We start from the raw sequence: 20,299 nt of genomic DNA on the forward strand, positions 1-20,299 counted from the left end.
CCTTGTCATGAACTCAGCATTCGGATTCACTCATTTTTGGCAGCAAGCAGATGCGGTGTCGCACAGTGTCGCTTTTTTCTTGTTGGCGATGTCAGCCCTTTCTTGGTATTGGATTATCGGAAAAGTGATTGGGCAAATCCGGCATCAAGCGTCAATCGATCAAACACTACACGTCTTTTGGGCAGCGCCCTCGCGGGCGGAGGCGTTGGCCGTGATTCGGACGAAAGACAGCAGTGGGGCTTTTGCTCAAGTGGCGGTTGATGCATTTGTGGCAGCAGACATGTACGAGCAGCAATCCACCCAAGTCAGTGGGATTGGCGCGGGGGTTGATAAAAATGAATTCATCGCCCGCACCTTGCAGCAGTCGATTGTTCTGGCACAAGCGCGCATAGAGCGGGGCCTGACACTCTTGGCCTCGATTGGCTCAACCGCGCCATTTGTTGGATTGTTTGGAACGGTATGGGGGATTTATCACGCCCTGGTTGGCCTGGCGGGGGCAACCCAAGTGGTGCTGGATAAAGTGGCTGGGCCAGTCGGTGAAGCGCTCATCATGACTGCTGCGGGGTTATTTGTGGCGATTCCTGCGGTGCTCGCGTACAACGCTTGCACACGTGCCAATCGCTTGATATTAGCCCGTTTAGACGGCTTTGCGCATAGCCTGCATGCCTACGTGGTATCAGGGATGCGTACGGCGCAAGCCAGTGCCCCCAAGCTCCGAGTGGCCAACAGTCAGGCAGGGCATTGAGATGGCCTTTACCTCTTTTCAGGGGGCTGCCGCCAATACGCAGCCGCTAGCCGAGATCAACACCACACCTTTAGTTGATGTGATGCTAGTTTTGCTGGTGATTTTTATTATCACCGCACCACTCTTTCACCAAGCGGTGCCGGTTGATTTACCGAATGTCGATAGCACCCGTTTGCAAGAGCCGCCTGCAGTCATTCAACTGGCTTTAGATAACGCGGGCCAAGTGTTTATTAATGGGGAAGTGCGCGCAGACGCACAACTAGATCAGACCTTGCTGGCCCTGCGGGGCGAGGGCGCTGTTCCCGAGCTGCATTTCCGTGCAGATCGCCAAACCCCGTATGAGCGTGTCGCCAAGGTGATGGCAGCCGCACAAAAAGCTGGGCTAAACAAAATTGCGTTCGTCACGTTGCCAGAAGCCAAATAGAGTTTAATTTTTACAGTGGAGAGTCAGATGTCTTTAAAACAGTATGTAGGGATCTTGGTTTGCTTGCTGGCATCGCCTGCCTACGCTCACATTACCCTAGAGCAAAAACAAGCTGAAGCTGGGAGCTATTACAAGGCCACGTTTAAAGTGGGGCATGGCTGTGACGGTTCAGCCATTAAACAGATTGTGGTCACGATTCCCAATGGCGTCATGGGCGCGAAGCCCATGCCCAAAGCCGGTTGGCAGATTGAAATCGAAAAGACCAAACTTCCGCAACCTTATGTCAGCCACGGCAAAAAAATTGAAGACACTGTGAGTGTGGTGCGCTGGACGGGCGGCTCATTGCCAGATGCCTACTATGATGAGTTTGTCGTGAGTGTGCGTTTGCCTGAACAAGTCGGGCCGCTGTATTGGTCAGTCTCGCAAATTTGCGAGCAAGGCCGGATTGATTGGGTCGAGGTGCCAGCCGCTGGTAAAAAACGGAGTGATTATGCTGCCCCCGCTCCTGTTTTGGAGGTATTGCCAAAACCGACGGCGAAAGGCGAGCATCCGGCAACTCACCGACATTAAGGAGGTTGAATGCCTGCAAGCGTGGCTATTCTCGGTTCTTGTTCCTCGTTCGCAGCGGCGAGCTGAGCGCACCGGTAAGCGAGTGACCGCTGTTGGCTTATTGGCGCGAATGGATGAGTAACTTCTGAATCAGCTCTGTGCTCGTGCTGACACAGTATTTGCTCAATAAGTTTGAGCGATACATTTCAACGGTACGAGGGCTGAGTTGTAAGCTGCGTGCAATCTCTTTGCTGGTTTTCCCCGTAGCCAATAATGACCCGACTTCACGTTCGCGGGGGCTAAGGGCCACGGTGACCGGACGAGACTGACTCACGTCTTCAAATGCCCAGATGGCTCTTGCAAAGGGATCATGCTGGCTGAGGGTATTGCCACTCACGTGACACCAAAATAGCTCACCATTCGCCCGCCGCATTATTCGGTCATCTGCATAGTGCCCGGTTTGGCTGAGGATCGGTAGAATCCGCTGTCCAATTCGCTCAAACTCATCCACACTGGGGTAGAGTAGTTCTAGGGATTGTTGGGCCATTCTTTCTACGCTGTAACCAAACATACTGGCCAAGGCTTTGTTACAAGCGCACATGATGCGATGCTCTGTCACGCATAAGCCAACCGGTGCATCCAGAAAAACTTGTAAAAAATCGATATTCATGCGTGGCATTGGGTCCTGTACCTGCCCGTGTTTATACGGTATTGATACCGTAATATAAGGGATTTATGCTCTGGCTGTCATACAAAAAAGGAGGTGACATGAATAAAGTCTTTTCCAGTGCGCAGGCCGCGCTGGCGGATATCGCTCAAGATGGTCAAGTTCTGGCTGTTGGGGGCTTTGGTCTATGTGGTATTCCTGAAGCCTTGATCGCTGCGTTGCGCGACAGCGGTAAGAAGAATCTCACTGTGATCAGTAACAACGCGGGGGTGGATGGGTTTGGTTTAGGCCAATTGCTCACCACCCGTCAAATTAAAAAAATGATCTCTTCCTACGTGGGCGAAAACAAAGAGTTTGAGCGACAGTATCTAGCAGGAGAGCTAGAACTGGAATTCACCCCGCAAGGCACGTTGGCAGAAAAACTGCGGGCTGGTGGCGCCGGTATTCCTGCTTTTTTTACCAAAACGGGCTATGGCACGATTGTGGCTGACGGTAAAGAAATCCGCGAGTTCAATGGCGAGATGTATGTGATGGAACGTTCTCTCACTGCGGATATTGCGCTGGTAAAAGCCTGGAAAGCGGATAAGGCAGGTAACCTGGTCTACCGTAAAACGGCGCGCAACTTTAATCCAGTCTGTGCGATGGCAGGTCGTATCACGATTGCTGAAGTGGAAGAGATTGTTGAGGTGGGTGAGTTGGATCCCGACCAGATTCATACCCCGAGTATTTTTGTACAGCGTGTGGTGTTAAACGCTACCCCCGAAAAACGAATTGAGCAACGCACACTCAGTGCAGCGTGAGGTGAAACATGGCTTGGACAAGAGATGAAATGGCCGCACGCGCGGCACAAGAACTGCAAGATGGCTTCTATGTGAATTTGGGGATTGGCTTACCCACGCTGGTGGCAAACCATATTCCTGCCGGCATGGACGTGGTCCTGCAATCAGAAAATGGCATGCTGGGGATTGGTCCCTTTCCCACCGAAGAGACGGTCGATGCCGACTTGATTAATGCCGGCAAGCAAACCATTACCGCATTACCCGGCGCCAGCTTTTTTTCGAGTGCAGATTCGTTTGCCATGATTCGTGGTGGTCACGTTGATCTCTCCATTTTGGGCGCGATGCAAGTGAGCGAGCAGGGTGATCTAGCTAATTGGATGATTCCCGGCAAGATGGTAAAAGGCATGGGTGGCGCGATGGACTTGGTGGCAGGCGTGCGCCGCGTGGTGGTCTTGATGGAGCATGTAGCAACCAAGAAAGATGGCACGACAGATCAAAAAATCTTGCCGCAATGCACTCTGCCGTTAACCGGTAAAGCAGTCGTAGATCGGGTCATTACTGACTTGGGTGTCTTTGATGTTAAAGCCGATGGTTTACACCTGGTAGAGCTTGCGCCGGGTGTTGATTTTGAAGAGATCGTGAAAAGCACGGGTTGTCAAGTTAAATCTTGATGGCATTGTTTTGATGTTTATATTTTAAGCGTTGTTGCAACTTTGCCGCATCAGTCCGCATTATTTTTAATCGAATTTGTGCGTTGTACACAAAAAAATAATCAGAAAATTGCGGGCCAGAGCCTATGATTTTTTGTGGTTTGTGGCATAGTTAAGAAGGCTTAGTTGCCATAGCACTCTTATTAAACCCCGACTAACTTTGCTTAACTCATAAGCGGTTGTCGGGGATTTTTTTATCCGTCGCTGTTCCCCTGCGCCTTGCCCGATTATGCCGCTTTGAAACAATGGGCGTTGTCTTGTCGCACTGTTGCATCGGCCTAGATGGCTATTTTTTTGTGTAAAAATAAATCAGAATGCAACTAACAAGAGATTAATTTTTATCAATCTTCTAACACGCACTTGCTTGCAGAAGAAGAAAAGAGGGGCTAGGCCCCTCTTCTAGGGTGGTTTGAGCATACAGAACGCGCTAACTTGCTGAATTTAGGGGGCTAAGCTTGTTTTAAACCCGCTATTTTGGAAAAAATGAGGGAATGGAGCGCCAAGTGTCACCCTCATTTTTCATTAACCGATGCTTTGGGGGCGTTTAATCTGTTTCTCGGTATTTAACGCGTTCTCAAAGATTTTTGATTGATTAATGGGCAATAGTGCTAGGGCAGCAGCGCTTTTTACTCTACTTGACAAGCTCAATTCGCCGAAAACGTGGCTTAGCCCACCAAGCCGGATTAGTACTCGAGGTTTAGATTAAAAAATAGGCGGCAGTGATGATGCGCTGCATTTACGACAAATGTCGCATTTTCCCCCCAGCCAAACAGGGCCCAGGGACAGCGTCAAGCTGCTTGACGGCGCAGTAAAAGCAGGGTAGCAGCCTTTTCGCCATGGAAATTGCTTGGGGTGGCGCGCTATTCGTCAGACGTGCCATCGAGTTTGACACTGAGACGATAGGTGTCAAGCAGAAGCGACTCTTTGACTTCTATAATCCGGATAATCGATCGACTGAACCAGCTCGAATCCAGGGGATTGCTGGCAAACGAGTGGATACAGTTTTGGGAGGGCAGTAATGTCACATGCGAACAGGCCAGTTAAGCAGCCAGCGATGCAAGCAAGCATCTCAAAAGGGCCGGTAGTGCCTGCAGATTGGCATGGACATCAGCATGGCGATGCGACTCATAGCCACCATCTGCACGCAGAAACCCAATCATTGCATCGCATGGTTTGGGCGCTAATCTTAACGGCTACGTTTGCGCTTGCCGAGTTATTCGGGGGGGTGTTGTCAGGTTCGCTGGCCTTGCTTTCTGATGCGGGACATATGACGACGGACGTCGCCGCATTGGGCTTGGCCGTGTGTGCGCAATGGTGGGCACGGCGACCTGCGAATCAAGATTGGTCGTTTGGTTTGGCGCGCGCCGAAGTGCTGGCTGCATTTTTAAATAGCCTGGCGATGCTGGTGCTGATCGCTTGGATCTCTTATGAAGCGATTCAGCGATTGCGCACCCCAGAGCCTGTAGCGGCAGAATGGGTGATGGGCATCGCCATCCTCGGGCTATTATGTAATTTATTGGTTTATCGTTTATTACATGCAGGGCATCGTCATGATGACGTTGCCAACAGCTTGAATCGACGAGCGGCACTCGTGCATGTTGTGGGGGATTTACTGGGTTCTCTGGCAGCACTGATAGCGGGGGCGGTCATTTATCTAACAGGCTGGACCCTAATTGACCCACTCCTATCATTTGTGATTTGCTTGTTGCTGCTGCGCTCAACATGGCGGGTGCTGCGCGAATCAGTCGAAATATTGTTGGAAGCTGTCCCTAAGCAAATTTCTTATGTCGAGGTCGCCCGCACCTTAGAAGCGTTACCGGGAGTGGCGGGCATCCATGATTTACATATTTGGTTAATGGCGGCCAATCAACCTGCCTTAATCGCGCATCTGCAGTTGCACACGCCAGAAGATTGGTATGAGGTGCTTTCACAAGCGCGGCAGGCTCTGCAGGGGCAATTTGGTATCAGCCATGTCACGCTACAGCCAGAGTGGTCACCACTTTCTGCGCATAGCGCGGAAGAGCGCTTAACGTAACCCGTCAAGCAAGCCCAATATTCCCATTAACAATGGTTGATGCAGCAAATAGACCAGTAGGCTGCGTTGGCCTAGCCAACAGAACAGTGCAGGCCAACGGACTGCCTGTAAGGGCGCAAATAAGCGGGGGCAATTGGCCCAAGCCATCCCTAGTAACACCATACCCAGCCAGGGGAATAAGGGAACGTAGTCTTCTGTGTGTGGTAAGCGTGTTGTAAAACCAATCCAGTTGAGATAGGGAGGATTGAAGTATTCATGCTGATAGAAATAAGGGCTAAACCAACAAGCTAAACCGACCAACACCAGCCAAATGCTGGGCTGCTGGTGCCAGCGCTGGCGAGCGATCAAGCTCAAGAGAAGGGTCAATGCAACAAAATGGAGTACCCCGAAATAAATAAAGCTTTTGGGGAATAGCAGCGCACTGCCCAAGCTGACCAGTATCGCCGCTCCGGCGATTTGAAACCAGCGTAGCCACCAGTCTCGACGTGCTTGTGTCGTGCGACTTCTTAAAACGATGCTAATGCCAACCACCAACAGAAAGCAACTCACAATCAGGTTGCGAAATCCTTGCCAGAGGGGGCTGCCCCGTTGATCAAGGAAAATCCAACTAAAGTAGTGAAGATCATAACAGGCATGGTAGAAAATCATGGCAATAATCGCCATGCCTCTGAGGCCATCAATCGAGCGTAGGCGCTCCGTTTGACGGGTTGATGTTGTGGTAGGCGGCTGAACGCGATGCTGGTTCATTGGGGGGAGGGTAAAACCTTGTGAATATTATCTGCACAAGAATGACATGACTTTAGGTCAGGAGCAAGTGACCCTTGTCAACCATGTCGGTCGCTCCTTTCTTGACTCGGTATTCGTGATTCGTTGGTTGCGCTGTTGGTGCCCCATCTGTCGGGGTATAATCTGCCTTTCCAACTCAGCGCCCGTTGGTTATTCTTTTCTGACGGGTATCGTGTGCATTTTCATGACCAAATATGTATTCGTTACGGGTGGTGTGGTTTCTTCCCTCGGTAAGGGGATTGCCGCCGCCTCGCTGGCTGCCATTTTAGAATCGCGCGGCCTCAAAGTTACCCTGCTTAAACTCGATCCCTACATCAACGTTGATCCCGGCACCATGAGTCCGTTTCAACATGGTGAGGTATTCGTCACCGAAGACGGTGCGGAGACTGACCTTGATTTAGGCCATTACGAGCGCTTTATCAGCGCCAAAATGCGTAAGGTGAATAACTTCACTACCGGTCAAATTTATGAATCGGTGATTCGTAAAGAGCGTCGTGGCGAATATCTGGGTAAAACCGTGCAGGTGATTCCGCACATTACCAATGAAATTCAAGACTTCCTGGTGCGCGGCGCACACGCTGCCTGGGAAGGTAAGCCCGATGTCGCGATTGTAGAAATTGGCGGCACGGTTGGCGATATTGAATCCCTACCATTCCTCGAAGCCGCACGGCAAATGCGCCTAAAATTAGGCCGCAACAACGTGTGCTTTGTGCATTTGACCTTGGTGCCTTACATCCCCTCGGCGGGTGAACTCAAAACCAAACCCACGCAACACAGCGTGCAAAAACTGCGTGAGATCGGGATTTCCCCCTACGTGTTGCTGTGCCGCGCGGATCGCAAGATTCCCGATGATGAGCGCGAGAAGATTTCCCTGTTCGCTAATATTCCAACCGAAGCGGTCATTTCGGTCTGGGATGCCGATTCCATTTACAAAATCCCGGCCATGCTGCATGCGCAAGGCGTGGATAGCATCGTCTGCGAAAAACTTGCCCTCAACCCACCACCGGCTGATTTAAGCGTGTGGAACAAATTGGTAGAAGCGTTAGAAAATCCCCAACAAAGTATTACGATTGGGATGGTGGGCAAGTATGTGGACTTAACGGAATCCTACAAGTCGCTTACCGAAGCTTTGGTCCATGCCGGTATTCATACCCGTACCAAAGTGAATATTGAGTACATCGATTCTGAAGACATAGAAGCCAACGGCACGGATGCCTTAGCGAAGTTTGATGCGATTCTCGTCCCCGGTGGTTTTGGTAAGCGTGGGACGGAAGGTAAGATTAAGGCCATTCAATACGCCCGTGAAAACAAAGTGCCTTACCTCGGCATTTGCCTGGGCATGCAATTGGCGGTGATTGAATTTGCCCGTCATCAAGCCAAATTAGAGGCCGCGAACAGCACTGAATTTAACGATGAAACGCCGCACCCCGTTGTGGCCTTGATTACCGAGTGGACGGATCGCACGGGCAAAATTGAAAAGCGTGATGAAAATGCGGACCTTGGCGGCACGATGCGTCTAGGCTCACAGCGTTGCCCCATCAAGCCCGGTAGCCTGGCCAGTCAAATTTACGGTGCAGAGGTGAACGAACGGCACCGCCATCGCTATGAAGTGAACAATGCCTATGTGCCACAACTAGAACAAGCGGGCTTAGTGATTAGTGCGCGCACCCCCACCGAAAATCTGCCTGAAATGATGGAGTTGCCGCAAAGCATGCATCCTTGGTTTGTGGGTGTGCAGTACCACCCCGAATTCACCTCTACGCCGCGCGATGGTCATCCGCTTTTTAGTAGCTACGTGTCAGCGGCGGTCGCGAATAGCAAGGCCAAGCAAGGTGGGGAGCGTAGCCAATGAAACTATGTGGCTTTGACGCTGGCTTAAACCACCCCTTGTTTTTGCTGGCAGGGCCGTGTGTCATTGAGTCCGAGCAGATGGCGCTGGATACGGCCGGTCAGCTCAAAGAAATTTGTGTGGAAGTGGGCGTTCCATTCATTTACAAATCTTCTTACGACAAAGCCAATCGCAGCTCGGGCAAATCCTTCCGGGGTTTGGGCATTGATGAAGGCTTACGGATTCTCAGCGAAGTCAAAAAACAAATCGGTGTGCCCGTTGTGACCGATGTGCATGAGATTGAGGAGATTGCGCAAGTTGCTGCGGTCGTTGACTTGTTGCAAACGCCCGCGTTTCTCTGCCGCCAAACCGATTTCATCAATGCAGTGGCGAGCGCCGGCCTGCCCGTGAATATCAAAAAGGGCCAGTTCCTTGCCCCCGGTGATATGCAGAACGTGGTCGATAAAGCCCGCGCGGCCAGTGGTCAAGACAACATCATGGTCTGTGAACGTGGCGTGAGCTTTGGCTATAACAATCTCGTTTCCGACATGCGTTCGCTTGCGATCATGCGCGGTACCGGTTGCCCGGTGGTTTTTGATGCCACGCATTCCGTCCAGTTGCCCGGTGGGCAAGGTACGGCCAGCGGTGGTCAGCGTGAGTTTGTGCCGGTCTTGGCGCGGGCGGCGGTGGCGGCGGGGGTTGCTGGTCTGTTTATGGAAACCCATCCTGATCCTGCCAAAGCCATGTCTGACGGCCCCAATGCCTGGCCCCTGCCACGCATGAAAGAACTACTCTTCACGCTTAAAGAATTAGATGCTTTGGTAAAACGCCAAGGTTTCATTGAAAACAGCTTGATGTCATCCTAAGGATCCCGATATGCCCGCTTTTATTATCGTACAAGTTGAAGTCACCAACCCTGAGCAGTATAAGGAGTACCAAAAGTTTTCCAGTATTGCCATGCAAACACATGGGGTGAAAGTGCTGGTGCGGGGTGGGCAACAAGATGTGCTCGAAGGTCAGGCGCCTCCCCGTACGGTAATCATGGAATTCCCCGATATGGCGGCGGCACGGGCGTGGTACGAATCAGCCGAATATCGTCAGGCGCGTGAAGCGCGGGCGGGGGCGGCGAAGATGAATATGTACGTGGTAGATGGTTTGTCAGTTTAAGTTTTGAATTGTTATTTTATTAATTGGAGTGAAACAACATGAGCGCAATTGTTGATATCGTTGCCCGCGAGATATTAGATAGCCGCGGTAATCCCACGGTGGAATGTGATGTGCTGCTGGAAAGTGGTGCGATGGGCCGTGCTGCTGTCCCCAGCGGGGCATCGACTGGTTCCCGTGAAGCCATTGAGCTGCGTGACGGTGACAAAAGCCGCTACCTCGGCAAAGGGGTATTAAAAGCCGTTGAAAACGTCAATACCGAAATCGCCGAAGCCATCATGGGTTTAGAGGCCAATGAACAGGCCTACCTCGACAACACCCTCATCGACTTAGACGGCACTGAAAGCAAATCCCGCCTGGGCGCGAATGCTACTCTAGCCGTGTCCATGGCCGTTGCTCGTGCCGCTGCTGAAGAAGCGGGCTTGCCTCTATACCGCTACTTTGGTGGTTCCGGCAAAATGCAACTGCCTGTGCCCATGATGAATATCGTCAATGGCGGGGCGCATGCCAACAATAGCCTCGACATTCAAGAATTCATGATCATGCCCGTGGGCATGACCAGCTTCCGTGAAGCCCTGCGCTGCGGTGCTGAAGTCTTCCATGCCTTGAAAAAAATCATTCATGACAAAAACTGGTCCACTGCCGTGGGTGACGAAGGTGGCTTCGCCCCCAACTTCGCCAGCAATGCCGATTGTCTGAACACCATCCTGCAAGCGATTGAACAAGCTGGCTATCGCCCCAGTGAAGACGTCTTGATCGCCTTAGACTGCGCCAGTACCGAATTCTTCAAAGACGGCAAATACCACCTCTCTGGTGAAAACCTGCAACTCACCTCCACTGAGTTTGCTGATTACCTCGCCAACCTCTGCGACAAATTCCCCATTGTCTCCATTGAAGACGGCATGTCTGAAAACGACTGGGCTGGTTGGAAAACCCTCACCGACAAACTCGGTGGCAAAGTTCAGCTCGTCGGTGATGACCTGTTCGTAACCAACCCCAAAATCCTGAAAGAAGGCATTCAACAAGGGGTGGCTAACTCCATTCTGATTAAAGTCAACCAGATTGGTACGCTCAGCGAAACCTTTGAAGCGATTGAAATGGCCAAGCGCGCAGGCTACACCTCCGTGGTCTCCCATCGTTCCGGTGAAACCGAAGACAGCACGATTGCGGATATCGCTGTCGGTACGAATGCGGGTCAAATCAAAACTGGTTCGCTCTCACGTTCAGACCGGATCGCCAAATACAACCAATTGCTGCGGATTGAAGAAGACCTCGGTGATATTGCGATCTATCCTGGTCGTGATACTTTCTTTAACTTGAAATAATCTGTTGAAACCGGGCGGCGATGCAGTCGCCCGGTTTGTTTGATATGGTGATATGAGAGCGATTACCTACATTCTCATTACCTTGCTTGTTCTTATTCAGTATCCCCTTTGGTTTGGGAAGGGGGGATGGTTGAAGGTATGGGACATGGAACGTAAGGTAGAGCAGCAAAAGAATAAAAACATGGAGCTTGCGAATCGCAATGCCGCGCTGGAAGGTGAGGTGAAAGACCTGCGAACGGGGACTGAGGCGATTGAGGAGCGGGCCCGTTTTGAGTTAGGTATGGTCAAGCCAGACGAAATATTTGTGCAGGTAATTCCAAAATCATCCCCTCCGCCTGCGGCCGCAGCACCGTCCGTGTCAAATACTCGCCATACTCGACCCTAATTTATTGCACCTAATGCGTTCCTACGCTTTTCGTCGTTGACAGTGCGACAAACAGCCCCGCGCAATCCACCGCATCAAAACGATATTCGGCATTACAAAATTCGCAATTAACGGTTAGCACTTCTTGCTCCGCCAGCGCTGCTGCAATTTCTTCTGTACCTAAAGTGCGGAGCATGTTACCCACCTTTTCGCGCGAGCAGGTGCAGTGAAAGCGGCAGGCGCGAGCAGACTCAAGATGAATACTTTCTTGCCAGAAGAGGCGGTGTATCAGTTGTTCACTGGCGAGGGTTAACAGTTCTTCGGTTTTAACTGTCGCTGCAAGTTGCGTCGTGCGGGGCCAGGCATCTATATCTAACGTTTGCGCTTCCATCGTGCCACCGTGATCGGGCATGCGTTGGAGTAACAGGCCACTCGCGCTTTTATTGTCGGCAGCCAGCCAGAGCTTGGTATCGAGTTGTTCTGACTGGCGCATGTAGTTTTCCAAGACATCAGAAATACAGGTGCCGCGTAACGGCACAATCCCTTGGTAGGGTTGCTGGCCGGGCTGGCGATCATATGGATCAAGTGTGAGTGCAAAATGGCCTTGACCACCCTGATTCACGAGCTGCTGAAAACCCATATTGGGTTCGAGCAACATCTGTTGATGTAATTTAGCTGTTGCTCGGATACCGAGGTCTGCAGAACATTCAACGACCAACATTTGAATGGGACCATTACCATATAGTTGCAAAATCAAGGCCCCATTGAATTTTAGATTCGCTGAGAGCAGTGCGCTCGCCGCAACCATTTCACCCAGCAAATGCATCACGGCAGGGGGGTAATCATGATTTTGCAAAATACGTTGCCAGGTGGCTTCAAGGCGCAGTGTTTCGCCTTTGATGGGGGCGTTTGCAAAGAGGAATTTATGTAGCTGGTCAGACATGATGCTGGATTAACCATCAGGGTTGAATTCTTTTAAGATCGCTACTGAAGAGCGCGGCCTTTTTGACATAGCCTGCGGTATTACGATGCATGGTCGCAATTTCAGCTTCAGTTAGCGGACGGAGGACTTTACCTGGACTGCCAACAACGAGTGAGTTATCTGGAATTATCTTGCCTTCCGTAACGAGCGCACCCGCGCCGATCAGGCAATTTTTACCAATCACTGCGCGATTTAAGACAATCGCTTGCATGCCAATCAAGCTGCCATCACCAATCGTACAACCATGCAACATGGCTTGGTGGCCAATCGTGACATTCTCCCCAACCGTGAGTGGGCAGCCGGGGTCCGTGTGTAACACGGCACCTTCTTGAACATTGCTCGCTCGACCAATCGCAATGAGTTCATTATCGCCACGCAGGACGGCGCTGAACCAGATACTGCACCCTTGGGCGAGCGTAACTTTGCCGATCACTGCGGCGGTGTCCGCAATAAAGCTGCTGGGGTCAATGTGAGGTTGGTGGTCCGCGAGTTGATAAATAGCCATAAACGGTCTTATATCCAAGCTAGGGTCAAAAAAACAATTAATTGATTTTAACTGATGCGGGCCACAAAATGGGTTGGGTGAAGGATTGCTAACGCCGGTGTAGGAAGTCTGCTTAATCGGGCACTAGGTCCTCGGTATGAGTGATTTTAGTCAGACATGAGTCAGTTCGATAAGCATTTATCAGCGACAAACAAAGGCGTCTCTCTTTTTTGTTGGTGACCTGTTATGAACTCATCGTGAAGGAGCTAATCATGCGTCAATTACTTGCAATTGTTGCAGCAATCGGTTTTTTATATGGTCAATCAGCGATGGCATACTGGCCTGATCAGGATGGAAGTGTTGTTAAGGCCAGCAAAGAAAAACGTTACTGGCCTGAAGAGGGACAGCGTAAATAGTTTAGTTAATCCTGATTCCCTGCTGAGGTTGTATCTACCGGCATCCGCAAACAATTTTTGGCGCTCGCTTTAATGTTGATATCGGTGATAACTTGGCAGGCAATCAGGAAGTGGTATCGCATTCATGTTCAATAAGCCGCAAATAGTCCTGAAGCTGTTGACCTGGTGGGCTTATGAAGTGTTGATCTAACAACTCAGCCTCAGTAATTCTATCGCTTCTGAAACTCCGAAATGCTTGGCGTAGTTCACACCAAGCAAGTAAGGTCCATGTATTTCCCCAGAAAAATAAAGCCAAGGGATGCACTATACGCTCACTGTGGTTTTGCTGTCCATCGCGGTATCTGATAAGAACTTTTTGCTGTTCCTGGCAGCTCTGATGGAGTTGATCGAACAATCCTCGTTGTGATGCGTTCACAAACTCGGGGGCAAATAATGGGGTTCGTTCAAAAGCAATTTGCTTATCAATCGGTAAAATCGCGTAAATTTTCTCAAGCACGCTATGAGCTTGCTGTTTTAACGCATTGCCGCCCCAAGTGCTGATCAGGCGTAAGCCTGCTACCATCGCATGGATTTCACCAATATTGAACATCAGTGGGGGTAAATCAAACCCTTGCTTTAGCCGGTAACCCACACCCGCTTCGCCCTCAATCGGCACACCAGATAGGCCGAGATCGCGTATGTCGCGATAGATGGTACGCTCTCCCACCCCCAAGCGCTCAGCCAAGTACTTGGCCGTGGTGTTGCGCCGGCCACGGAGGATTTGAGTGATCTGGAAGAGTCGGTCAGCACGCCGCATAGATTAGGCCGGGTCAGCGAGAAATAGGCAACATGATACGCCCAAGGCTTGACTGATTAAGAGAAAATCACGCTGGTTTATTTCTACGTACCCATGCCGAAAGACAGCGCCCCAGTGTTGTTTATCTTGAATAAAGTCGAGCTGATCCAAGAGTGGGCGAATCGGCGCCGGGGTCACGGACAGGTAATCAATTTGCCGTCGCCAGGGGATGAAGTCGGGTGTCATGGCAAACTGGTAAATAGCGTTATCAGCTACCCGTCCCAAGGCCGTAAAGGCTTGGTAGGGTTCAGTTCGATTCATATCGTATTTGGGCGAGTAATAGATGAGCCAGTCGCCTTGTTGCATCCGTTTGAGGGGCGCGGCTTTACCATGGCAGAGTTGGCAGAAGCCGCCTGTCACGCCCCGCTGCACATGGCTATCAGAAACCACACCAATCCAATAGCGTGGGGCCGAGTGTGATGCTGAGCGTGACAAGATTGTCATGGCTTCCCCTTACTTATTTAAGTAGCGCTATGCAGGCCGACCGCATTGCCTTCGCTATCACGCATCACCGCAAAATAGCCCATATTGTCGGGTAGTGTGGTTTTCGGTGTGAGGATTGCACCGCCAAGGTTTTCGAGGCGTGCCAAAACGGAATCAATCCCGGCTGCGCAATTTAAATAAATCAATACACCTCCGGCGGATTGACTGTGCTGGGGCTGGTGTTCTGGGTGGTAGTAGAGACAGCCTCCCGTATTTGGTTCTGCATACTCAAACACGGCCAGTTGGGCGGGGCCGCAAGTTTCTGAGCGCAGGGTGGTATCTAGTAACTGTTGGTAGAACTGAGTGGCACGGGTTAAGTCTGTGACGGGGATTTCAAACCAATTAAGCAGACGCTGATTTGACATGATGGGCCTTTCCTTTCTCGGATAGTTAATCGAACCCAGAGTGTGCGGCCCCCCTCCTGACAACGTAGTGTCAGGAGGTTTTCAGATGGGGAAGCCTGCAACATCCTGTAAACCCACTTACAATGTTGTTTTGTTTTTTGACTGCGATTCATTATGTGGCAACGTGTACGCGAAGATATTCAATGCATCCTAGAACGCGATCCGGCAGCACGCTCGGTCCGCGAGGTGCTTACTTGTTATCCCGGCTTACACGCACTCTGGTTACATCGCATTGCCCATCGTTTCTGGCATTGGGGCTGGCTGTGGCTGGCACGCTTGGTTTCACATTTTGCGCGCTGGTGGACGGGGATTGAAATTCATCCTGGCGCGACGATTGGTCGCCGGGTGTTTATCGACCATGGCATGGGTGTGGTGATTGGTGAAACCGCTGAAATTGGCGATGAATGCACGATCTATCAAGGCGTGACGCTTGGGGGTACTTCGCTTAATCAAGGCAAGCGCCATCCAACGCTCGAACGTGGCGTGGTGGTCAGCGCAGGGGCGAAAGTGCTTGGGCCATTTACGGTAGGGGCGGGGGCGCGGATTGGATCAAATGCGGTCGTGCTCAAGGCGGTGCCCGCTGGGGCAACAGCGGTTGGGATTCCCGCCCGGATTATTGAGGCAGAAAGCGCCAAGACTCGGGAGGCTCAAGCGAATAAAATGGGTTTTTCTGCCTATGCCGTGTCCACGGCCCAAGATGATCCACTCACCAAGGCGTTGCACGGGCTAATCGACCATGCAACGAACCAGGATCAGCAGATAGCGTGTATCTTGCAAGCCTTACAAGCGGCTGGAATCAGTTGCAATAATCCATCTGGCAAGGCACCTTTCGATGCGGCCGGATTAAATCGGATGGTTGACTAGGGCTACTAGATAAGCGCTGCCAGGCACTCATTATGCAGCGTTAAACAAACTGAGGCTTCGATGCAGTTGCAGAGGCCCCCCTTTTTGCCAGAGTAGATACCCTGCTGCGACTTGACCCTGCTTGTCGATTCGCCAGTCTGGAATGACCCAACGCTGTCCGTGATCGTGTTGGTGGCTAGCCGGGCGATGGGTATGACCATGAATGATTAATTGCACGCCGTATTGTGGCCACAGAGCATCAATGGCGTGCTGATTCACATCCATAATTTGCATGCTTTTTTGTTGTTTGGCTTGACTGCTTTCGCTGCGAATATTCTGAATAATCTGTTGCCGTTGGGCCAGTGGTAGAGCCAAGAACTGGGTTTGCCAAGCGGGTTGACGAACTTGCTGGCGAAAGACTTGATAGTCAATATCGTCGGTGCAGTAAGCATCGCCGTGCGTTAATAAAATCCGTTCTTGCTCAAGGACTAAGATTGTGGGATCGGGCAACAGTGTCGCGCTGGCCGCAGACATGAAGCGCTCACCCAGCAGTAGATCACGATTACCATGCATGATAAACAACTGTCTGCCAGCAGCAGCAACCTGTGACAACAGGCCAGCCAGTTGGGCATAGTAGGGTTCAGTGAGTTCTTCATCTCCTGCCCAGTATTCAAACAAATCACCCAGAATAAATAGGCACTGGTGGGGCGTTTGCAAGAAATCTGCGATGAAGCAGGACAAGGCATGATTCAGCGCTGGTATGTTGCTGTGCAAATGCAAATCTGAAATAAAAACAGCCGATCTCGATTCAAGCGAGAGAACGGCTGTTTGAGTGTCAGCTGCGTTGGGCGACAATGCCTGGGTAGGCAATTGATCGATACCCAGATTGAGCCGAGCAGAAGACATCGCGAGGGTGATTTGTGCGTGGATTTAAACTGCTTCCGCTTTTGTGATGACGATATCTTCTACAGGAACATCCTGATGAAAGCCACTGCGGCCAGTTTTAGTGCTTTTAATTTTTTCAACGACATCAAAACCATCGACCACTTTGCCAAAAACTGCATAGCCCCAGCCATCGGGTTGAGGGTAGTTCAACCCCTGGTTGTCAACGACATTAATAAAAAATTGCGCAGTGGCTGAGTGCGGTTGCATAGTCCGGGCCATGGCAACCGTATATTTGTCATTTTTTAAACCATTTTTAGATTCACACTCGATTGGTTCGCGTGTTGGTTTTTGTTCCATCCCTGGTACAAATCCACCCCCTTGAATCATAAAGCCATTGATGACCCGATGAAAAATGGTCCCATCATAGTGACCGTCCTGTACATATTGCAAGAAATTCGCCGCAGATTTTGGCGCTTTTTCCGTATCGAGTTCTAACGTGATCGTACCGAGGTTGGTGTGCAGTTTAATCATGAGTTGCATCCTTATTGAGTGTTAGGGGGGATTGAAATTTCAGTCTTTTTGAATAGTGGCACTCTCGATAATAACCGGTTCGAGTGGTACATCTTGATGAAAACCAACGTTACCTGTTCGTACTGCACGGATTTTATCCACGACGTCCATACCGTGGATGACACGGCCAAATACGGTATAGCCGTGACCATCAAAAGAAGGGAAGTCGAGATTAGGGTTATCAACCACATTAATAAAAAATTGGGACGTTGCTGAGTTTGGATCATTGGTGCGCGCCATAGCAATGCTGCCACGTGTATTCTTCAGGCCATTACGAGATTCAATGGCAATCGGTGGTCGCGTGGCTTTCTGTTGCATGTCTTTGGTGAAGCCGCCACCTTGGATCATAAAATGCTGAATTACACGATGAAATACCGTGCCGTTGTAATGCCCATTTTTGACATAGGTGAGGAAATTTTCAACCGTCTTTGGGGCTTTAGCCGCATTCAATTCAACGACGATAGTCCCTTGAGTCGTTTTTAATACAACGTTCGTTGGCGCTTGGGCCCATGCTTTGGCAACACCTAGGGCGATTACGAAACCTGCACAGAGTTGCAAGAGAAATCGTTTTTGCATATCAGTCCTTCCAATATCAGTTGGGATTAGGCTGCTTCTTCAACCAGAATCCGCCAGCGGCCTTGTTCTTTAATCCAGAACTGGCGCTTGCGCATTTTGTTTTCTAGGTTATTCGATTTGTAATCTTGATCAAAAGTGACAACAATCATCTCGTCCGATTTATTAGGGTATCGAAACATCGATAGATTACTAACGCCGACTTTGATCCAGGTTTTACTCTGATTAACAGCATTTTTACGTTCGGCCCACTGGTTGTAATTCAGGCCATCACCCTGGAAGCGCATAGCATAATGACCAAGATACCGTCGCATATCGCGGCTTTCCCAATCACGCCGCCAAGTGTCAAAGGCGGACTGAAATTGCTCTCGCTCGCGCTGCCAGTCATCAAGATTCAGCCACTCCACTTCCTCACTAATTACAACTGGCGTTGTGCCAGGATTAATCCACTGTGCGATTTTTTGTAAATCAGGATTGGACAGCACCACGCAGCCATTGCTGGCCTTAGGGGGGCGACTGTAGGTATTGCTGGGCACGCCATGTAACCAAATACCCGAGCCAGTGCGGCCATTCAAGCGATCCCATTCATTCGGATAGTTGATGGGAAACGCCCCCGCACCGTAGAAGTCATCTAATTTACTGTCGGGGATGCTGCTCGTGACATGGTATACCCCGATGGGGGTCTTCTCATCCCCTTCGCGCAATTTGAAGGAGCCACTTTTTCCTTGGGTCATGTAAAAATCGGCCAAAAAGCGCGGTTGTCCATTGGTATTTTCATAGACATAAAGGCGCGAGCGTTTGGTATCCACGACGATGGCGGTGCGCTGATCTGTACGTAATTGCAGTAGGTAACGGGGTACTCGATTGCTCGGCGGCTTCTCAAGATAGCCGCGTAACCGTTGTAACGCCTCTTCCCTGAGGGCGCGTACTCTCTCATCCGGTATATTCGGAATATCGCCAATTGTCCGCAAGGGGGCAACGCGGGCACGCAATAAGTCTCCTTGAATGAGATAGGCGAGCCGAAAATTAGGGTAGGCCTGCAGCAGGGCATCATTCAACTTAGTTGCTTCGCTCATACGATTTGCGGCAATCGCGCGCAAAATCTTATTGAGTTGGGCCTCGATATCGCTGCTGTTATTGAGAGCAGGGCTTTGCGCTGCCACGGCCGCACTAAAAGTGAGTGCCACAAGGCCAGGGAAAAAGCGAATTAGGAACCGATAAAATAGAATCAAAAGCAGCATTATTTCAAACATCAAAAATACAATGGGGTGTGGCATGCCACACCCCTGGGGGCCATCGAAAATGGGATTAGTTTCCTGAGCGCTCTTCGACGATCACCCACTTGCCATTTGATTTTTGCAGTTCAAGTGTCTTCCGGCTTGAGGTGCTAAGGCGATCCGACTTGTAATTCTGACGGAATTTCGCCACCGCTTTATCACCATTTTGCTGAATCTGTAACTGCTCGACCTGCACTTCAATTTTATTTTTACCTTCAATCCGTTGCCGCCGTTCCTGCTCCCAGGCGCTACGGCTCATGCCTTTGGGGGTATCAAAGTCTTTACCATAAAACGCTAAGTAAGATTTGGTGTCTTGGCGTGACCACGCTTTAGCCCAGGATTGAACAGTGCTTCCAATTTCCTCTGAATCATTCACTTTGGACGCAGCCGCAGGAGCAGGGGCGACTGGTGTGGACTTATTCGGCGCTGTGTCCGTTACCACTTGAGGTTTGGGCGGTTCAATAGCTGGTTTGGGGCCGCTCACTGGCGCAGCAGGGGCGGGTGCCGGCTGAATTGGGCTGGTCGCTGCGGGGCGGTTGTTAGCTGCAACGGTGGCTGGAGGGCGAGTCTTGCCACCGCCTACTAAGTCACGAATCAGCGCCAGCTTGGTTTGAGCGGTGGTGTTATTCGCATCCAACTGTAGCGCTTTGTCATAAGCTTGGCTGGCAAGCTTGGAATAGACGTCACCCAGATTTTCATGGGCGGTCGCGTAGCTAGGGTGGGTACGTATGGCCATTTCCAGGGCAGCGCGTGCCTTGTCAAATTGGCCTTGAGCCGCATACAAAACAGCCAAATTATTGTAGGGCTCGGGTAGTTCGGGGTAGTCTTCGGTCAACCGTAAAAAGACTTGTACTGCATCTTGAGTTTTGCTTTGCTCGGTCAGAATCAAACCCTTCAAGAAGCGCATTTGCGCATCGCGGGGTTTGCTGGCCAGAAACGTATCTGCGCGAGACATGGCCTGGTCGAGCTGCCCGGCGCGCAGGAGGCGAGTCACTTCTTGGGCTTCATCCGCATAGACTGGCGCCGCCATGCAACAAGCCGCCAATAACGCCCCGAGTAATCGATGGCGGCCCCATTGACGCAGGGAAACGAGATGGTTTGGGGATGACTGACAACGGCGTTGCTCAAGCTGTTGCATAGGGGCCTCTCGGTAAAGACGATATGGTTGCTA

25 protein-coding genes are annotated in these 20,299 nt (G+C 50.9%); 13 read left to right on the forward strand and 12 right to left on the reverse strand.

Annotated elements, in window-relative coordinates:
* The first annotated feature begins 7 nt into the window (after positions 1–7).
* From DU000_RS01520 to DU000_RS01530, 3 genes are read left to right on the forward strand one after another with little or no spacing between them, the layout of a single operon-like run.
* A complete protein-coding gene (locus DU000_RS01520) occupies positions 8–745 on the forward strand; it encodes a MotA/TolQ/ExbB proton channel family protein (RefSeq protein WP_114401587.1) in 738 nt (245 codons plus the stop codon).
* Position 746: 1 nt separating this feature from the next.
* Positions 747–1,169, forward strand: a complete 423-nt coding sequence (locus DU000_RS01525; protein ID WP_114401588.1) for an ExbD/TolR family protein — start codon at positions 747–749, stop codon at positions 1,167–1,169.
* Positions 1,170–1,196: 27 nt separating this feature from the next.
* Positions 1,197–1,739, forward strand: a complete 543-nt coding sequence (locus DU000_RS01530; RefSeq protein ID WP_114401589.1) for a YcnI family copper-binding membrane protein — start codon at positions 1,197–1,199, stop codon at positions 1,737–1,739.
* 97 nt (positions 1,740–1,836) lie between these two features.
* Here DU000_RS01530 and DU000_RS01535 read toward each other — a convergent pair whose 3' ends face one another.
* A complete protein-coding gene (locus DU000_RS01535; protein ID WP_114401590.1) occupies positions 1,837–2,388 on the reverse strand; it encodes a helix-turn-helix transcriptional regulator in 552 nt (183 codons plus the stop codon).
* A gap of 98 nt (positions 2,389–2,486) precedes the next feature.
* Between DU000_RS01535 and DU000_RS01540 the strand changes: the two genes are divergently transcribed.
* The 3 genes from DU000_RS01540 (at position 2,487) to DU000_RS01555 (ending at position 5,909) form a co-directional block, all read left to right on the forward strand.
* Entirely contained in the window at positions 2,487–3,185 is a 699-nt protein-coding gene (locus tag DU000_RS01540; protein WP_114401591.1) for a CoA transferase subunit A, read from the forward strand.
* Between the two features lie 8 nt (positions 3,186–3,193).
* The gene (locus DU000_RS01545; protein WP_114401592.1) at positions 3,194–3,835 is read left to right on the forward strand and encodes a CoA transferase subunit B; all 642 of its coding nucleotides are present in this window, start codon (positions 3,194–3,196) and stop codon (positions 3,833–3,835) included.
* A 1,093-nt stretch (positions 3,836–4,928) separates the two neighbouring features.
* Positions 4,929–5,909 (forward strand): cation diffusion facilitator family transporter, encoded by a 981-nt coding sequence (locus DU000_RS01555; protein ID WP_114402057.1) that lies wholly within the window; start codon positions 4,929–4,931, stop codon positions 5,907–5,909.
* Here DU000_RS01555 and DU000_RS01560 read toward each other — a convergent pair.
* Complete coding sequence (locus tag DU000_RS01560; protein ID WP_114401594.1) at positions 5,901–6,656, reverse strand: heparan-alpha-glucosaminide N-acetyltransferase; 756 nt, start codon at positions 6,654–6,656, stop codon at positions 5,901–5,903. The genes DU000_RS01555 and DU000_RS01560 overlap by 9 nt on opposite strands.
* 223 nt (positions 6,657–6,879) lie before the next feature.
* Between DU000_RS01560 and DU000_RS01565 the strand changes: the two genes are divergently transcribed.
* Genes DU000_RS01565 through ftsB form a run of 5 tightly spaced genes read left to right on the forward strand, consistent with a single transcriptional unit; the run spans position 6,880 to position 11,397 of the window.
* A complete protein-coding gene (locus tag DU000_RS01565) occupies positions 6,880–8,547 on the forward strand; it encodes a CTP synthase (protein WP_114401595.1) in 1,668 nt (555 codons plus the stop codon).
* Entirely contained in the window at positions 8,544–9,389 is an 846-nt protein-coding gene (gene kdsA, locus DU000_RS01570; protein ID WP_114401596.1) for a 3-deoxy-8-phosphooctulonate synthase, read from the forward strand. Before DU000_RS01565 ends, kdsA begins: the two co-directional genes overlap by 4 nt.
* Positions 9,390–9,399: 10 nt before the next feature.
* A complete protein-coding gene (locus DU000_RS01575) occupies positions 9,400–9,690 on the forward strand; it encodes a DUF1330 domain-containing protein (protein ID WP_114401597.1) in 291 nt (96 codons plus the stop codon).
* A 38-nt stretch (positions 9,691–9,728) separates the two neighbouring features.
* On the forward strand, positions 9,729–11,012 hold the full coding sequence (eno, locus tag DU000_RS01580) for a phosphopyruvate hydratase (protein WP_114401598.1): 1,284 nt from the start codon (positions 9,729–9,731) through the stop codon (positions 11,010–11,012).
* A 52-nt stretch (positions 11,013–11,064) separates the two neighbouring features.
* The gene (gene ftsB, locus DU000_RS01585) at positions 11,065–11,397 is read left to right on the forward strand and encodes a cell division protein FtsB (protein WP_114401599.1); all 333 of its coding nucleotides are present in this window, start codon (positions 11,065–11,067) and stop codon (positions 11,395–11,397) included.
* 10 nt (positions 11,398–11,407) lie between these two features.
* Here the strand turns inward: ftsB and hslO are convergent, their stop codons facing one another.
* Both hslO and DU000_RS01595 read right to left on the reverse strand, forming a co-directional pair.
* Positions 11,408–12,319: an Hsp33 family molecular chaperone HslO gene (gene hslO, locus DU000_RS01590; protein ID WP_114401600.1), complete on the reverse strand. Its 912-nt coding sequence runs from the start codon at positions 12,317–12,319 to the stop codon at positions 11,408–11,410.
* Between the two features lie 16 nt (positions 12,320–12,335).
* Complete coding sequence (locus DU000_RS01595) at positions 12,336–12,863, reverse strand: gamma carbonic anhydrase family protein (RefSeq protein ID WP_114401601.1); 528 nt, start codon at positions 12,861–12,863, stop codon at positions 12,336–12,338.
* Positions 12,864–13,114: 251 nt separating this feature from the next.
* Here DU000_RS01595 and DU000_RS12705 point away from each other — a divergent pair, with 251 nt between their 5' ends.
* Positions 13,115–13,258: a hypothetical protein gene (locus DU000_RS12705; RefSeq protein WP_158529603.1), complete on the forward strand. Its 144-nt coding sequence runs from the start codon at positions 13,115–13,117 to the stop codon at positions 13,256–13,258.
* Between the two features lie 103 nt (positions 13,259–13,361).
* On the opposite strand, the gene DU000_RS01600 is transcribed toward DU000_RS12705, so the two are convergent.
* Genes DU000_RS01600 through DU000_RS01610 form a run of 3 tightly spaced genes read right to left on the reverse strand, consistent with a single transcriptional unit; the run spans position 13,362 to position 14,941 of the window.
* Positions 13,362–14,054 (reverse strand): helix-turn-helix transcriptional regulator, encoded by a 693-nt coding sequence (locus tag DU000_RS01600; protein ID WP_114401602.1) that lies wholly within the window; start codon positions 14,052–14,054, stop codon positions 13,362–13,364.
* Between the two features lie 3 nt (positions 14,055–14,057).
* Positions 14,058–14,537, reverse strand: coding sequence for an EVE domain-containing protein (locus DU000_RS01605; protein ID WP_114401603.1), 480 nt, complete (start codon positions 14,535–14,537; stop codon positions 14,058–14,060).
* Positions 14,538–14,554: 17 nt separating this feature from the next.
* On the reverse strand, positions 14,555–14,941 hold the full coding sequence (locus DU000_RS01610) for a VOC family protein (protein ID WP_114401604.1): 387 nt from the start codon (positions 14,939–14,941) through the stop codon (positions 14,555–14,557).
* Positions 14,942–15,094: 153 nt separating this feature from the next.
* On the opposite strand from DU000_RS01610, the gene cysE reads away from it, so the two are divergent.
* Positions 15,095–15,844: a serine O-acetyltransferase gene (gene cysE / locus DU000_RS01615; RefSeq protein ID WP_114401605.1), complete on the forward strand. Its 750-nt coding sequence runs from the start codon at positions 15,095–15,097 to the stop codon at positions 15,842–15,844.
* A gap of 30 nt (positions 15,845–15,874) precedes the next feature.
* On the opposite strand, the gene DU000_RS01620 is transcribed toward cysE, so the two are convergent.
* From DU000_RS01620 to DU000_RS01640, 5 genes are all read right to left on the reverse strand, one after another.
* Positions 15,875–16,678, reverse strand: a complete 804-nt coding sequence (locus tag DU000_RS01620) for a UDP-2,3-diacylglucosamine diphosphatase (RefSeq protein ID WP_420812095.1) — start codon at positions 16,676–16,678, stop codon at positions 15,875–15,877.
* A 75-nt stretch (positions 16,679–16,753) separates the two neighbouring features.
* Entirely contained in the window at positions 16,754–17,239 is a 486-nt protein-coding gene (locus DU000_RS01625; protein WP_114402058.1) for a peptidylprolyl isomerase, read from the reverse strand.
* A 39-nt stretch (positions 17,240–17,278) separates the two neighbouring features.
* Positions 17,279–17,854 (reverse strand): peptidylprolyl isomerase, encoded by a 576-nt coding sequence (locus DU000_RS01630; protein WP_114401607.1) that lies wholly within the window; start codon positions 17,852–17,854, stop codon positions 17,279–17,281.
* Between the two features lie 26 nt (positions 17,855–17,880).
* Complete coding sequence (locus DU000_RS01635) at positions 17,881–19,128, reverse strand: L,D-transpeptidase family protein (RefSeq protein WP_205073995.1); 1,248 nt, start codon at positions 19,126–19,128, stop codon at positions 17,881–17,883.
* Positions 19,129–19,159: 31 nt separating this feature from the next.
* The gene (locus tag DU000_RS01640; protein WP_205073996.1) at positions 19,160–20,266 is read right to left on the reverse strand and encodes a nuclear transport factor 2 family protein; all 1,107 of its coding nucleotides are present in this window, start codon (positions 20,264–20,266) and stop codon (positions 19,160–19,162) included.
* Positions 20,267–20,299 lie beyond the last annotated feature (33 nt).

Origin of the sequence: Parvibium lacunae, assembly GCF_003335215.1 — a bacterium.
GTDB classification, from domain to species: Bacteria; Pseudomonadota; Gammaproteobacteria; order Burkholderiales; family Burkholderiaceae_D; genus Parvibium; species Parvibium lacunae.